Source organism: Pantoea sp. C1E2, assembly GCF_056491465.1.
This window is the reverse complement of the sequence record NZ_JBSZHT010000002.1, coordinates 1,047,239-1,061,884: the sequence shown is the minus strand read 5'-3', so window position 1 is coordinate 1,061,884 and position 14,646 is coordinate 1,047,239. Positions and strand designations below refer to the sequence as shown.

At 54.0% G+C, this 14,646-nt stretch carries 10 protein-coding genes; 4 read left to right on the top strand and 6 right to left on the bottom strand.

Features of this window, described 5'->3' with window-relative positions; genetic code table 11:
- Positions 1-2 precede the first annotated feature (2 nt).
- Positions 3-1,340 carry an MFS transporter gene (locus ACXI0A_RS05045; RefSeq protein WP_476150065.1) on the top strand — a complete coding sequence of 446 codons (1,338 nt, stop codon included), beginning with the start codon at positions 3-5 and terminating at the stop codon, positions 1,338-1,340.
- Positions 1,337-2,380 carry a cyclase family protein gene (locus ACXI0A_RS05040; protein WP_476150067.1) on the top strand — a complete coding sequence of 348 codons (1,044 nt, stop codon included), beginning with the start codon at positions 1,337-1,339 and terminating at the stop codon, positions 2,378-2,380. Before ACXI0A_RS05045 ends, ACXI0A_RS05040 begins: the two co-directional genes overlap by 4 nt.
- 97 nt (positions 2,381-2,477) lie before the next feature.
- Here ACXI0A_RS05040 and yacL read toward each other — a convergent pair whose 3' ends face one another.
- The 3 genes from yacL to ACXI0A_RS05025 form a co-directional block, all read right to left on the bottom strand.
- Positions 2,478-2,840 carry a protein YacL gene (gene yacL / locus ACXI0A_RS05035; RefSeq protein ID WP_476150069.1) on the bottom strand — a complete coding sequence of 121 codons (363 nt, stop codon included), beginning with the start codon at positions 2,838-2,840 and terminating at the stop codon, positions 2,478-2,480.
- Between the two features lie 175 nt (positions 2,841-3,015).
- Entirely contained in the window at positions 3,016-5,613 is a 2,598-nt protein-coding gene (acnB, locus tag ACXI0A_RS05030) for a bifunctional aconitate hydratase 2/2-methylisocitrate dehydratase (RefSeq protein ID WP_224932513.1), read from the bottom strand.
- Between the two features lie 237 nt (positions 5,614-5,850).
- The gene (locus ACXI0A_RS05025; protein WP_476150071.1) at positions 5,851-6,846 is read right to left on the bottom strand and encodes an aldo/keto reductase; all 996 of its coding nucleotides are present in this window, start codon (positions 6,844-6,846) and stop codon (positions 5,851-5,853) included.
- 98 nt (positions 6,847-6,944) lie between these two features.
- Here ACXI0A_RS05025 and ACXI0A_RS05020 point away from each other — a divergent pair, with 98 nt between their 5' ends.
- Complete coding sequence (locus tag ACXI0A_RS05020) at positions 6,945-7,844, top strand: LysR substrate-binding domain-containing protein (RefSeq protein ID WP_476150073.1); 900 nt, start codon at positions 6,945-6,947, stop codon at positions 7,842-7,844.
- 280 nt (positions 7,845-8,124) lie between these two features.
- Positions 8,125-8,271 carry a Hok/Gef family protein gene (locus ACXI0A_RS05015; RefSeq protein WP_155288016.1) on the top strand — a complete coding sequence of 49 codons (147 nt, stop codon included), beginning with the start codon at positions 8,125-8,127 and terminating at the stop codon, positions 8,269-8,271.
- 145 nt (positions 8,272-8,416) lie between these two features.
- On the opposite strand, the gene lpdA is transcribed toward ACXI0A_RS05015, so the two are convergent.
- The 3 genes from lpdA to aceE all read right to left on the bottom strand — a co-directional run bounded on the left by lpdA (position 8,417) and on the right by aceE (position 14,595).
- Entirely contained in the window at positions 8,417-9,841 is a 1,425-nt protein-coding gene (lpdA, locus tag ACXI0A_RS05010) for a dihydrolipoyl dehydrogenase (protein ID WP_038650261.1), read from the bottom strand.
- Between the two features lie 174 nt (positions 9,842-10,015).
- Positions 10,016-11,914: a pyruvate dehydrogenase complex dihydrolipoyllysine-residue acetyltransferase gene (gene aceF / locus ACXI0A_RS05005; RefSeq protein WP_476150075.1), complete on the bottom strand. Its 1,899-nt coding sequence runs from the start codon at positions 11,912-11,914 to the stop codon at positions 10,016-10,018.
- Between the two features lie 14 nt (positions 11,915-11,928).
- Positions 11,929-14,595, bottom strand: coding sequence for a pyruvate dehydrogenase (acetyl-transferring), homodimeric type (gene aceE, locus ACXI0A_RS05000; protein ID WP_224932509.1), 2,667 nt, complete (start codon positions 14,593-14,595; stop codon positions 11,929-11,931).
- Positions 14,596-14,646: the final 51 nt, after the last annotated feature.

Genomic DNA, 14,646 nt, shown 5'->3' with positions numbered 1-14,646 from the left:
ACATGTCGCTGAATTCCAATGGATCACCTGCTGCATTACAGGCAAGTAAAGCGAAAGGGAAATTTCGTTTCGTCATTCTCACGGTGCTGTCGGTCGGCATCGCTATCAACTACATCGACCGCGCCGCCATGAGCGTCGCCATGCCGTTTATGAGTCAGGAGCTAAATTTCTCGCCCACTGACAGCGGTTTGTTACTCTCGGCGTTTTTCTGGAGCTACGTGTTGTTCCAGCTGCCCGGCGGCTGGTTGGTGGACAGGCTCGGCCCGCGAATTACTTTTGCCGTCAGCAGTCTCGGCTGGGGCTTAGCCACCGCCGCCTGCGGGCTGGCCAGTTCGATTGCGGCGCTGGTGGGCTTCCGCTTTGTGCTTGGTGCGGTTGAGGCACCCAGCTATCCCGCCAGTTCGTCAACGGTGACGCGCTGGTTCCCGCGTCAGGAACGCAGCTTTGCCGCTGCCACCTTCAACAACGGCAGTAAGATCGGTGGCACGCTGGCGATCCCAATTATCTCCTTCCTGATTGCACTGGTTGGCTGGCGTATGACCTTTGTGCTCTCGGGTGTGGTCGCGGTGGTCTGGGCGCTGGCGTGGTATTTGTGGTATCGCGATCCGCGCGAACACAAAACCGTGACGCGTGAGGAAGTGGAATTCATTGAGGCCAACCAGGATCCGCAAACCGGCGAGCCAATGAGCGTGCGTCAGTTGCTTGGCCAACGCACCGTGCAGGCGATGATGGCAGGCTTCTTCTGTATCAACTTCGTCTCATACTTCTTCTTTACCTGGTTCCCGACCTATCTGGTAGAGACCTTCCACTTGTCACTGATGAAATTCGGTCTGCTCGGCATGCTGCCAGGCCTTGCGGCGATCGTTGGCGGCTGGTGCGGTGGATTGCTATCCGATTCGCTGGTGCGTCGTGGCTACTCGCTGAGCGTGGCGCGCAAGATCCCGCTGGTGGGTGGCATGCTGGGTAGCGCCACTATCGGTTTGGCAGCGTTTTCCCCCACTGTTGGCCTGGCGCTGGCGGCACTCTGCTTTGCCAACTTCGCCGCCACCTTTGCGTCTGCCGCGCTGTGGGCTCTGCCGTCAGATGTGGCCCCCAATCGCGCGAATGTCGCCACCATCGGCGGTATTCAAAACATGGCGGCCAATCTGGCAGGCATCATCTCGCCTATTCTGATCGGGGTGATCATGCAGTACACCCACTCCTTTGTGATCCCACTGGAGATCGCCGGAGTGATCGGTGTGGTGGGCGCCTTGATCTACGGATTCTGGCTGCCGCGTGTGCAGCCCATGGGCACAGAATCGGCTTTGGCACTGGATAGCAACGTGAGGAGAGAAGTATGAATACTCGCTGGAAGCACCGCCCGGCGCACGCCACCTGGGGGGATTTCGGTCCCGACGATCAGCTGGGTAGACTCAACTTACTCACCGCGCAGAAAGTATTGGAAGGCGTGGCGGAAGTGAAAACCGGGCAAACGTTTTGCCTGAGTTTACCGCTTGATTTACCCGGCGGCACGGCGATGAATCCTCGTCGTCCACCGCCGCAGCTCAATGCCACACGACGCGGCGAGCATGCCAATATGACCTATCCGTTATCGCGTGATAACCCGCAACTCACCGATGTGATCTGCGATGATACCGTGACGCTGGCGCTGCAATACTCGACACAGTGGGACAGCCTGGCGCACATGGGCCAGTGGTTTGATGTCAACGGCAACGGCGAACCGGAGATGGTGTTTTACAACGGCTACAAGGCCAATGTGGATATCGTTGGTGAAACCGATTATCGCGGCGGATGTGGCTGCGATCACGGCAGCCATTTGGGCGCGAAGAAACTCGGTATCGAAAATGTGGCGCAGCATGGCATGCAGGGCCGCGCGGTGATGATTGATATCAAGCGTCACTTCGGCACTGAGCGGTTTGCCTTTGGTTATCAGCATTTGCAGCAGATCTTACAGGCGGATGGCATCGAGGTGCGCCAGGGCGATATGGTCTGTTTCCGCACCGGCATGGATGAAGCGATTCTGGCGATGCAGGGCGAGCCGGATATGACGTTTTTGAACAGCCACTTTGCCGGATTGGATGGCAGTGATGAGCAACTGCGTAATTGGATCGTCGAGAGCGGCGTGGTGGCGCTGATTGCCGATAATCCAGCGGTAGAGATTTTACCGGCACGCCCGATGAACGATGACTTTTATCCATCACATCCGCTGCATGATTTGTGTCTTTTCCGGCTGGGAGTATATCTCGGTGAGCTGATGTTACTCAGCCCGCTGGCGGACTGGCTGGCGCATCATCAACGCCATGCGTTTCTGCTCACCGCCCCACCGCTACGGCTGCCGGGCGCGGTGGGTTCACCGGCGACACCGATTGCCACCGTTTGATGTCTGTATAAACGGTAGCGGCGGTAACTGAGGAAGCACCGTGGCCGTGGTGAGCGTAATACATTGCGCCGCTACGGCCCGTGCGAGATTTTTTCGGTTATTTTCCTGCCAGAAACTGACGATACGCCGCAATCACCGCGAGGAAATCTTCCACACCGCAAAATGACAGGCTCTCTTCATCGTAATACGTCATGCCCTCTTCCATGCCATCATCTTCCAGCGCCAGCTGGTTGGCTCGGATCATGACTTCTTCTTCATCCAGCCAGATGGTGTACTCATGCCCGACACGCTGCCACTGATTAATAGTGCCTTTGACTTCCCGCGCCGCCGCTTCCACTTCATCCAGCAGACCCAGATTATCTCTGACTTCTTCATTGAACCAGTGTCCCACTGCTTCGTGGTCCATCGACATACGCACTTTGACCTGCCCGGTCAAATCACGCAAAAATTCATACTCCATGGGTTTGCCTCGTGTAGCTAATGGCGCGACGAGCAGCACCGGTTAGGTGCATTTTGTGCGTAGCGCGCTGAATAAAGTGGGATCGCGCTCGCATTATGCCAGGTCATGCCTGAGGAAAAAAGTGCATAAAAAAAGGGGACGATTCGCATCGTCCCCTCTTCATCCCTCGCGCCGATTAAACAGCGGTCTGGAAGATTACGCCGTCAGCTTTCTCAGTGTACTGACCCAGCTGGTCAAAGTTGAGATAGCGGTAAGTATCTGCCGCGGTCTTATCAACCTGAACCATAAACTGCTGATACTCATCTGGCGTTGGTAGTTTACCCAGTAGGGAGGCTACCGCAGCCAATTCAGCCGAAGCCAGGAACACGTTCGCACCAGTACCCAGACGGTTCGGGAAGTTACGGGTTGAAGTGGAAACCACTGTCGCACCGTCTTTCACACGCGCCTGGTTACCCATGCAGAGTGAGCAGCCTGGGATTTCGATACGCGCACCGCTCTTACCAAAGACGCTGTAGTAGCCCTCTTCGGTCAACTGTGCGGCATCCATCTTGGTTGGCGGAGCCACCCACAGACGCGTTGGCAATTGACCTTTGTGCGCGTCCAGCAGTTTACCCGCTGCACGGAAGTGACCGATGTTGGTCATGCAAGAGCCGATGAACACTTCATCAATCTTCTCGCCCTGCACATCAGACAACCAGCGCGCATCGTCCGGATCGTTTGGTGCACACAGGATTGGCTCTTTGATATCGGCCAGATCGATATCGATCACCGCCGCATATTCTGCATCCGCATCGCCTTCCAGCAACTGCGGATCCGCCAGCCATTTCTGCATGCCTTCTACACGGCGCTCCAGGGTACGACGATCGCCGTAACCTTCCGAGATCATCCACTTCAGCAGCACGATGTTTGAGTTCAGATACTCAATGATCGGCTCTTGATCCAGCTTGATGGTACAGCCGGCTGCAGAACGCTCCGCAGAGGCATCCGTCAGCTCAAATGCCTGCTCAACTTTCAGTTTCGGCAGACCTTCGATTTCCAGCACGCGACCAGAGAAGATGTTTTTCTTACCCTTCTTCTCAACGGTCAGCAGGCCAGCTTTGATGGCATACAGTGGAATGGCGTGAACCAGATCGCGCAGAGTGATACCCGGCTGCATTTCGCCTTTGAAACGCACCAGTACCGACTCAGGCATATCCAGTGGCATCACGCCAGTCGCAGCAGCAAACGCCACCAGACCAGAACCCGCAGGGAACGAGATACCAATGGGGAAACGGGTGTGTGAATCGCCGCCGGTGCCCACGGTATCGGGCAGCAGCATACGGTTCAGCCAGCTGTGGATAACGCCATCGCCCGGACGCAGTGAAACACCGCCACGGTTCATGATGAAGTCAGGCAGCGTGTGGTGGGTGGTCACGTCAACCGGCTTCGGATAGGCTGCGGTGTGGCAGAATGACTGCATGACCAGGTCAGCAGAGAAACCGAGGCACGCCAGATCTTTCAGTTCATCACGGGTCATTGGACCGGTGGTGTCCTGAGAACCCACAGAAGTCATTTTTGGTTCGCAGTAAGCGCCAGGACGAACGCCCTCGACGCCACAAGCACGACCGACCATTTTCTGCGCCAGTGAATAACCACGGGTGCTTGCCGCCACATCTTTCGCTTGCACGAACACATCGCTGTGCGGCAGACCCAGCGCTTCACGCGCTTTGGTGGTCAGGCCACGGCCAATGATCAGTGGGATACGACCACCGGCACGCACTTCATCCAGCAGCACTTCGGTTTTCAGTTCGAAGGTTGCCAGCAGCTCGTCAGTTTCGTGATTGCGCACTTCACCTTTATACGGGTAAACGTCAATGACATCGCCCATTTCCAGGCGATCAACGTCAACTTCGATTGGCAACGCGCCAGCATCTTCCATAGTGTTGAAGAAGATTGGTGCGATTTTACCGCCGAGGCACAGGCCGCCGCCTTTTTTGTTCGGCACGTACGGAATGTCATCGCCCATGAACCACAGCACCGAGTTGGTGGCAGATTTACGGGAAGAACCGGTACCGACGACGTCACCCACGTAGGTCAGCGGGAAGCCTTTTTTCTGCAATTCTTCGATCTGTTTGATCGGCCCAATGTTACCAGCATCGTCGGGTTCGATACCTTCACGGGCGTTTTTCAGCATTGCCAGCGCGTGCAGTGGAATATCCGGGCGAGACCATGCATCCGGTGCCGGAGAGAGGTCATCGGTGTTGGTTTCGCCGGTCACTTTGAACACGGTGGTGGTGATTTTTTCTGCCAGCTTAGGACGCTTCAGGAACCATTCAGCATCGGCCCAGGACTGGATAATTTTCTTCGCGTGGGAGTTACCCGCTTTCGCTTTCTCTTCGACATCGTAGAAGTTATCGAACATCAGCAGCGTGTGGGACAGGGCTTCAGCGGCAATCGGAGCCAGTGCTTCATCATCTAGCGCTTCGATCAGGGCATGGATGTTATAGCCACCCTGCATGGTGCCCAGCAGTTGAACTGCCTTTTCGCGAGTAACCAGAGGAGAGAGGGCTTCGCCCTTAGTGACAGCTGCCAGGAAACCAGCTTTTACATAAGCTGCTTCATCAACACCTGGGGGTACACGGTTGACCAATAGATCGGTCAGGAATTCTTCTTCACCCGCTGGCGGGTTTTTCAGCAGTTCAACCAGCGCGGCCATTTGGGAAGCATCTAACGGCTTAGGTACGATTCCCTGGGCAGCACGCTCGGCAACGTGCTTACGGTATTCTTCTAGCACGACGTTCTCCTCGCTCTCATTGTATAGCTTTCCGGTACACCCCTTGAGCTGTCAAACAGTAGGGTGAGGTGCCCGGTTCCGCGTCGGCCAGCATAGCAGCATTTCGGCTGATTGTTAATCTGTTTACAAAAAAGCAACATCCGCGCGTTATTTAGCAGATTTATCTGGATTTTGAGCGAGGTCACACAAAAAAGCAGGCCACCTGAGCCTGTTTTTTTGTGATTGAAGGGCTAAAAATTAGCGATCGACCAGGGTGAATTCACTTTCGTTATAGCGCTCACCCTGAACATTTTGTGGATTGAACAGCGTGTCCAGTGCCGTCATATCCGCGGAATGAAGAGTAAGCGCGGCCGCAGCACAGTTTTGTTCCAGATTGGCGATTTTGCTGGCACCAGGGATTGGCACGATATCCTCACCTTTGGCCAGCACCCACGCCAGCGCCAACTGTGCCGCCGTCGCATCATAACCTGCAGCCATCTCTGATAGCTGATTCACTAACTTTTGGTTATGCGCCTGTGCATCCTGCTGGAAACGCGGCAGGTAGCGACGAAAATCATCTTCCGCCAGCGTGGCCGCCGCCGGGAATTTACCGGTGAGGAAGCCTCGGCCTAACGGACTGTAAGGGACAAATCCGATATTTAGCTCACGGCAGGTGGCGAGAAGCTCTTGCTCCGGATCACGCGTCCACAGTGAGTATTCGCTCTGCAGGGCCGAAATCGGATGCACCGCCTGCGCACGGCGTAAGGTGGCCGATGAGACTTCGGATAAGCCGAGATACTTCACTTTGCCTTCACGCACCAGATCCGCCATCACGCCCACCACATCCTCAATCGGCACGGCTGGATCGAGACGATGCTGATAAAGCAATTCTATGGCTTCCACACCCAGGCGCTGGAGTGAACCTTCCACGGCGCGGCGGATATGCGCCGGTTCGCTATTGGCACCGGTAATGCGCTCCCAGCCCTCCCCATGATCGGTGATGCGGAAACCAAACTTGGTGGCCACTTTGATATCGCTACGGCCTTTAATCGCTTTCGCCAGCAGCGTTTCATTGGTGAAAGGGCCATACACTTCAGCGGTATCGAGGAAATTGACGCCAAGTTCAAACGCACGTGCCAGCGTGTTCAACGCCTGCTTCTCATCATTTTGACCATAGGCAAAGCTCATGCCCATGCAGCCTAATCCTAGTGCTGAAACCTGTAATCCCTGACTGCCCAGTTGACGTTGTTGCATTGATTTATCCTCTTCGCTTACGGTGTTAATGTTATAAACCTCAGCAATCGCAGCAACAATTGCGCTATTTTCGTTGATTTAATGAATGGAATTCAGCAATGAATAATTACCGTGCATCAATGCAAGAACTGGAGATGTTTGCCGCTATCGCGCAGCATCTGAGTTTTCGCAAAGCCGCTGAGGAGCGTAATGTCACGCCCTCGAGCCTGAGCCACGCCATGCGCAACTTTGAAGAGCGCTTAGGCGTACGGCTGCTGCATCGCACCACGCGAAAAGTGGCGCTGACCGAAGCCGGTGAGCGTTTTTTGCAGCGAATCCAGCCTGCGCTGGCTGACCTATCGCAGGCGGTGGATGAACTGAACGACTGGCGCAGCGATCCCCGTGGCGTGTTGCGCATTAGCATGCCGCGTTCAGCGGAGGCGCTGTTTTTTCAGTCCCTGATACTGCCGTTTGTACAACGCTACCCGGAGATTACGCTGGAGATCGACAGCAATGACGCGCTAGTGGATATCGTGGAAAGCGGCTTTGATGCGGGCGTACGCTATGGCGATGTACTGGCGCAGGATATGATCGCGGTGCCTTTTGGTCGGCCGATGCGTGCACTGGCGGTGGCCAGTCCGGATTTCCTTGCTCAGCACGGCGTTCCGCTGTTACCGGCGGAGCTATTGCAGTTTCCCTGCATTGAAAGACGCTTTCCGAGCGGACGTCGCTATCGTTGGGAATTTTGGCAGGATGGGCGCAAACAGGAAGTGGCGGTAAAAGGCTCGCTGGTGCTGGACAATAACGAGCGCATTCTGCAAGCAGCTCGCGCCGGATTAGGTATTGCCTTTTTGCATCAGGATGCAGTCAGCAATGCATTAGCGACTGGAGAATTAGTTGAAATACTTGCTGAGTATACCCAGGTTGAGGAAGGATTCTGGCTCTATTACCCGAGCAGGAAATATCTATCCGCACCGTTGAGGCATTTTATTGATTGGATTAAAGATATCAATAATTAATAACATGAACACTTAACACCTTTAATTAAAGCCTAACAATAAAACCGTAATATTTAATAAAAATTAAAGACAGATTAGACGTGAAATAAGAAATAAATCGCGTAGACTGCCTGCGGGCGCTTGAGGCAATCTGCCTCAAGCATTTTCAATTGAGGTGGGTTGTGGAAGGAGAAACTCATGCGGTCAATTTTCATCAACCGCACGAGCAGGCAACTACCCGAAACACCTAAGCAATGTTAGGGTAGTTGCTTGCTCGTGCTAATGCAAGGAGTAAGTGATTATGAAGTTATCATTCAGCAAGCTGATTATCGGCGGGCTCATGCTATTAGTATTGTGCCTGGTGAATCGCAATACACTCTGTGAATTACGGTTTAAGATATTCGCTGCTGAATTATCTGCGGTAATGGCTTACGAAGTCAGGCAGTAATATTTCAATAGCAGGGGGTCGCCCCTGCTATTTCCGGCAGAGCTTATGCGTTAGCTCCAGCGCCTTATTTATCGTTTCAATTAAATAGAACCCGTAATAAAAAACGGCTCCATCAAGGAGCCGTTTCTTTATTTAGCACGAAAGATTATTTCTTTTTCGCTTTCGGGTTTGGCAGGTCAGTGATGCTACCTTCGAACACTTCAGCCGCCAGGCCAACAGACTCATGCAACGTTGGGTGCGCGTGAATGGTCAGTGCGATGTCTTCTGCATCACAGCCCATCTCGATCGCCAGACCGATTTCACCCAACAGCTCGCCGCCGTTGGTGCCGACAATCGCACCACCGATCACACGGTGAGTCTCTTTGTCGAAGATCAGCTTGGTCATACCATCTGCACAATCAGAAGCGATTGCACGACCAGAAGCAGCCCACGGGAAGGTGGAGACTTCGTAGCTGATGCCTTTCTCTTTGGCTTCTTTCTCTGTCAGGCCCACCCAGGCAACTTCTGGCTCGGTATAGGCAATAGAAGGAATCACTTTCGGGTCGAAGTAGTGTTTCAGACCAGAAATCACTTCTGCCGCGACGTGGCCTTCGTGCACACCTTTGTGCGCCAGCATTGGCTGACCGACGATGTCGCCGATAGCAAAGATGTGTGGCACGTTGGTACGCAGCTGTTTGTCGACGCGGATGAAACCACGATCGTCCACTTCCACGCCCGCTTTACCAGCATCCAGGCCTTTACCGTTTGGCACACGGCCAATCGCCACCAGCACTGCGTCATAACGCTGCGCTTCAGCCGGAGCTTTTTTACCTTCCATTGATACGTAGATACCATCGTCTTTCGCTTCAACAGCGGTCACTTTGGTTTCCAGCATCAGGTTGAATTTTTTGCTGATACGTTTGGTGAAGACTTTCACCACGTCTTTATCGGCAGCAGGGATAACCTGGTCGAACATCTCAACCACATCGATCTCTGAACCCAGCGCGTTATACACGGTGGCCATTTCCAGACCGATGATGCCGCCGCCCATAACCAGCAGACGCTTAGGCACTTCTTTCAGTTCCAGCGCATCGGTTGAATCCCACACGCGTGGATCGTTGTGTGGAATGAATGGCAGTTCGATTGGGCGAGAGCCCGCAGCGATGATCGCGTTATCGAAGTTGATGGTGGTTGCGCCACCCTCACCTTCCACCACCAGGGTGTTAGCGCCGGTAAATTTACCCAGACCGGTAACCACTTTCACTTTACGGCCTTTAGCCATACCGGCCAGACCGCCAGTCAGTTGAGTGATGACCTTTTCTTTCCAGGTACGAATCTTGTTGATGTCAGTTTGCGGCTGGCCGAACACGATACCGTGCTCTTCCAGTGCTTTCGCTTCTTCGATCACTTTCGCAACATGAAGCAGCGCTTTTGACGGGATACAGCCCACGTTCAGACAAACACCACCGAGGGTGCTGTAACGCTCAACGATTACGGTTTCCAGACCTAAATCAGCGCAACGGAAGGCTGCAGAGTAACCTGCAGGACCTGCCCCAAGTACCACGACTTGAGTTTTAATCTCTGTACTCATCATGACCTCTTATTAGATTGCCGGCGGTCAAAAGCGAGCCCGTCCCAGGCTCCGCATGCCCTTTATCCACCGGGACATTTCACCGCAAGAGTTTACAGAATTGTTAATAAACTGCCAACCGCGGCAACATTGAATGCTTACAACAAGGCCGGCATTTGCCGGCCTTGGTTAACTTCACATCACCAGACGGCGAATGTCGGACAGTGTGTTGTTGATGATGGTGATAAAGCGCGCACCATCAGCACCGTCGATCACGCGGTGGTCGAAGGAGAGTGAGATTGGCATCATCAGACGCGGCTCAAACTCTTTACCGTTCCACACTGGCTCCATCGCAGACTTGGAGACACCGAGGATAGCGACTTCTGGCGCATTAACAATTGGCGCAAAGTGCGTGGTACCCAAACCGCCGAGGCTGGAGATGGTGAAGCAACCGCCCTGCATATCGCTAGCCGTCAGCTTGCCATCACGCGCTTTCTTAGAAATCGCCATTAGCTCACGCGACAGTTCAGTAATGCCTTTCTTGTTCACATCTTTGAACACCGGAACCACCAGACCGTTTGGCGTATCAACCGCCACACCGATGTTGATGTATTTCTTCAGCGTCAGTTTCTGTGCATCTTCAGACAGTGAACTGTTGAAACGCGGCATCTGCTCCATCGCAGCGGCAACGGCTTTCATGATGAACACCACAGGGGTGAACTTCACATCCAGCTTACGTTTTTCCGCTTCGGCGTTCTGCTGCTTGCGGAACGCTTCCAGATCGGTGATATCGGTTTTATCGAAGTGCGTAACGTGCGGGATAACCACCCAGTTACGGCTCAGGTTCGCACCCGAGATCTTCTGGATACGACCCAGTTCCACTTCTTCCACTTCACCGAACTTGCTGAAGTCCACTTTCGGCCAAGGCAGCAGGCCAGGCAGGCTTCCGCCACTTGCCGCTGCAGCCGGTGCGGTTTCCGCACGCTTAACCGCATCTTTCACGTAAGACTGTACGTCTTCTTTCAGGATGCGACCTTTACGGCCGGTGCCTTTGACTTTCGCCAGATTCACACCGAACTCGCGCGCCAGGCGACGAATCACCGGGGTAGCGTGGACGTAAGCATCGTTCTCGGCAAACTCGCCTTTCGCGTCAGCTTTTGCTGCTGGCGCTGTAGCGGCAGGTTTCGCTGCCGCCGGAGCCGGAGCCGGAGCCGCTTCCTGTTTCGCCGCAGGTGCCGCAGCAGCAGGCGCAGCGCCTTCTACTTCGAACACCATGATCAGTGAACCGGTATTCACTTTATCGCCGGTAGACACTTTCAGCTCTTTCACGGTACCCGCGAATGGTGCTGGCACTTCCATTGACGCTTTGTCGCCTTCGACCACGATCAGTGACTGCTCAGCGGTGACTTTGTCACCCACTTTGACCAGTACTTCCGTGACTTCAACTTCATCGCCGCCGATGTCAGGCACGTTAACGTCTTTCGCACCACCGGCCGCAGCCGGTGCAGCCGCCGGAGCCGCTTCTTGTTTCGCCGCTGGGGCAGCAGCAGGTGCTGCACCCTCTGCGTCGAAGATCATGATCAGCGAGCCGGTATTCACTTTATCGCCGGTAGCGATTTTGATCTCTTTCACCACGCCCGCGAACGGTGCTGGCACTTCCATTGAAGCCTTGTCGCCTTCAACGGTGAGCAGAGATTGTTCCGCTTCAACTTTGTCGCCGACTTTCACCAGAATCTCGGTGACTTCAACTTCATCACCACCGATGTCCGGCACGTTGACTTCTTTGCTCACTGAAGCAGCAGCTGCCGCAGGCGCGGCTTCTGCTTTCTTCTCTTCTGCCGCCGGGGCAGCTGCTGCTGCGCCCTCAGCTTCAAAGATCATCATCAGTGAGCCGGTGTTCACTTTGTCACCGGTAGAGATTTTAATCTCTTTCACCACGCCAGCCTGAGGCGAAGGCACTTCCATAGAGGCTTTATCGCCTTCTACGGTGATCAACGACTGTTCAGCTTCGACCTTGTCGCCCACCTTCACCAGAATTTCGGTGACTTCAACTTCGTCTGACCCGATATCCGGTACGTTAATTTCGATAGCCATTACTCTCTTACCTCTTAAGCCAGACGCGGGTTAACTTTATCGGCATCGATGCTGAATTTGGTGATCGCGTCTGCCACCACTTTCTTATCGATTTCGCCGCGTTTAGCCAGCTCACCCAGCGCAGCAACCACAACATACGATGCATCCACTTCGAAGTGGTGACGCAGGTTTTCACGGCTGTCTGAACGACCGAAGCCATCGGTACCCAGCACGCGATAATCGCTTGAAGGGACGTAGCTACGAACCTGTTCTGCGAACAGCTTCATGTAGTCAGTTGAGGCAACAGCTGGCGCTTCATTCATCACCTGAGCGATGTATGGCACGCGTGGCGTTTCAGTCGGATGCAGCATGTTCCAGCGCTCACAATCCTGGCCATCACGCGCCAGTTCAGTGAACGAGGTGACGCTATAAACGTCTGAGCCGATACCGTAGTCTTTTGCCAGGATTTCCGACGCTTCACGAACGTGACGCAGGATAGAGCCTGAACCCAGCAGCTGCACTTTGCCTTTGCTACCTTCTACCGTTTCCAGCTTGTAGATACCTTTACGGATACCCTCTTCAACGCCTTCTGGCATTGCTGGCATATGGTAGTTTTCGTTCAGCGTGGTGATGTAGTAGTAGATGTTCTCTTGCGCTTCGCCGTACATACGCACCAGGCCATCCTGCATGATCACCGCTACTTCATATGCGTATGAAGGATCGTAAGAGATACAGTTAGGAATCGTCAGTGACTGAATGTGGCTGTGGCCATCTTCATGCTGCAAGCCTTCACCGTTTAGCGTCGTACGACCCGAAGTACCACCGACCAGGAAGCCGCGCGCCTGTTGGTCGCCTGCCAGCCACATCAGATCGCCGATACGCTGGAAACCGAACATCGAGTAATAGATGTAGAACGGAATCATCGGCAGGTTGTTGGTGCTGTAAGAGGTCGCCGCCGCCAGCCAGGATGAACCTGCGCCCAGCTCGTTGATCCCTTCCTGCAGAATCTGGCCTTTCTCGTCTTCTTTATAGTAAGCAACCTGCTCACGGTCCTGCGGGGTGTACTGCTGACCGTTCGGGCTGTAGATACCAATCTGACGGAACAGGCCTTCCATACCGAAGGTACGCGCTTCATCCGCAAGGATTGGCACCAGACGATCTTTGATCGACTTGTTCTTCAGCATCACGTTCAGTGCACGCACAAACGCGATAGTGGTGGAGATCTCTTTGTTCTGCTCTTCCAGCAACGGTTTGAACTCTTCCAGCGTTGGCATTTCCAGCTTCTCGCTGAACTCTGCCTGACGGGTTGGCAGGTAGCCACCCAGCTTCTCACGCTGACCGTGCAGGTAGTTGTACTCGTCAGAACCTTTATCGAAGGTCACGTACGGCAGGTTTTCGATCTGATCGTCAGCCACCGGCACGTTGAAGCGGTCACGGATGTAGCGAACGCCATCCATGTTCATCTTCTTGACCTGGTGCGCGATGTTTTTACCTTCCGCAGTGTCACCCATACCATAACCTTTAATGGTATGTGCGAGGATCAGGGTCGGTTGACCTTTGGTGTCCTGCGCTTTTTTCAGTGCTGCGTAGATTTTCTTCGGATCGTGGCCGCCACGGTTCAGGGCGAAGATCTCTTCGTCTGACCAGTCTTTCACCAGTGCAGCGGTCTCCGGGTATTTACCGAAGAAGTGCTCACGCACGTAGGCGCCATCACGGGATTTGAAGGTCTGGTAGTCGCCATCAACCGTTTCGTTCATCAGCTGGATCAGTTTGCCGCTGGTGTCCTGCTTCAGCAGTTCATCCCAACGCGCGCCCCAGATCACTTTAATCACGTTCCAGCCAGCACCGGCAAAGATGCCTTCCAGCTCGTTGATGATTTTGCCATTACCAGTAACCGGGCCATCGAGGCGCTGCAGGTTACAGTTAATGATGAACACCAGGTTGTCCAGTTTCTCACGGGTGGCGATGGTGATCGCACCTTTAGATTCCGGCTCATCCATCTCGCCATCGCCAAGGAAGGCGTAAACAGTCTGATTTTTGGTGTCTTTCAGGCCACGGTGATCCAGATATTTCAGGAACTTCGCCTGATAGATCGCATTCAATGGACCCAGACCCATAGACACGGTCGGGAACTGCCAGAAGTCAGGCATCAGTTTCGGGTGCGGGTAAGAAGACAGACCTTTACCATGCACTTCCTGACGGAAGTTATTCATCTGCTCTTCGGTCAGACGGCCTTCCAGGAAAGCACGTGAGTAGATGCCCGGAGAAATATGACCCTGGAAGTAAACCAGATCGCCGCCGTCTTTATCACTGCGCGCACGGAAGAAGTGGTTAAAGCACACTTCATAAATGGTGGCAGAAGACTGGAAGGATGAGAGGTGACCACCCAACTCCAGATCTTTCTTCGATGCACGCAGCACCGACATGATGGCGTTCCAGCGAATTGCGGAACGGATACGACGTTCAAGAGAGGTGTTGCCCGGATAGTCCGGTTCATCTTCAACAGCAATAGAGTTGATGTAGTTACTGATAGCCGACGCACCGCCTGCCACTTTCACGCCACCTTTGCGTGCTGCGTTCAATACCTGATCAAGCAGATACTGCGCGCGCTCAACACCTTCTTCACGGATGACCGATTCGATCGCCTGTAGCCAGTCACGAGTTTCGATCGGATCCACGTCATTCTGTAAACGTTCTGACATGGGGTGTGTTCCTTATCTGTGTCTAATACGTTGAATTATCAGGAGCCTGTC

Excerpts from the sequence above, each read along its gene's own strand:
- aceF (WP_476150075.1), bottom strand. The coding sequence starts at position 11,914 with ATGGCTATCGAAATTAACGTACCGGATATCGGGTCAGACGAAGTTGAA.
- ACXI0A_RS05020 (WP_476150073.1), top strand. The coding sequence starts at position 6,945 with ATGAATAATTACCGTGCATCAATGCAAGAACTGGAGATGTTTGCCGCT.
- ACXI0A_RS05015 (WP_155288016.1), top strand. The coding sequence starts at position 8,125 with ATGAAGTTATCATTCAGCAAGCTGATTATCGGCGGGCTCATGCTATTA.
- aceE (WP_224932509.1), bottom strand. The coding sequence starts at position 14,595 with ATGTCAGAACGTTTACAGAATGACGTGGATCCGATCGAAACTCGTGAC.
- lpdA (WP_038650261.1), bottom strand. The coding sequence starts at position 9,841 with ATGAGTACAGAGATTAAAACTCAAGTCGTGGTACTTGGGGCAGGTCCT.
- ACXI0A_RS05045 (WP_476150065.1), top strand. The coding sequence starts at position 3 with ATGTCGCTGAATTCCAATGGATCACCTGCTGCATTACAGGCAAGTAAA.
- yacL (WP_476150069.1), bottom strand. The coding sequence starts at position 2,840 with ATGGAGTATGAATTTTTGCGTGATTTGACCGGGCAGGTCAAAGTGCGT.
- ACXI0A_RS05025 (WP_476150071.1), bottom strand. The coding sequence starts at position 6,846 with ATGCAACAACGTCAACTGGGCAGTCAGGGATTACAGGTTTCAGCACTA.
- ACXI0A_RS05040 (WP_476150067.1), top strand. The coding sequence starts at position 1,337 with ATGAATACTCGCTGGAAGCACCGCCCGGCGCACGCCACCTGGGGGGAT.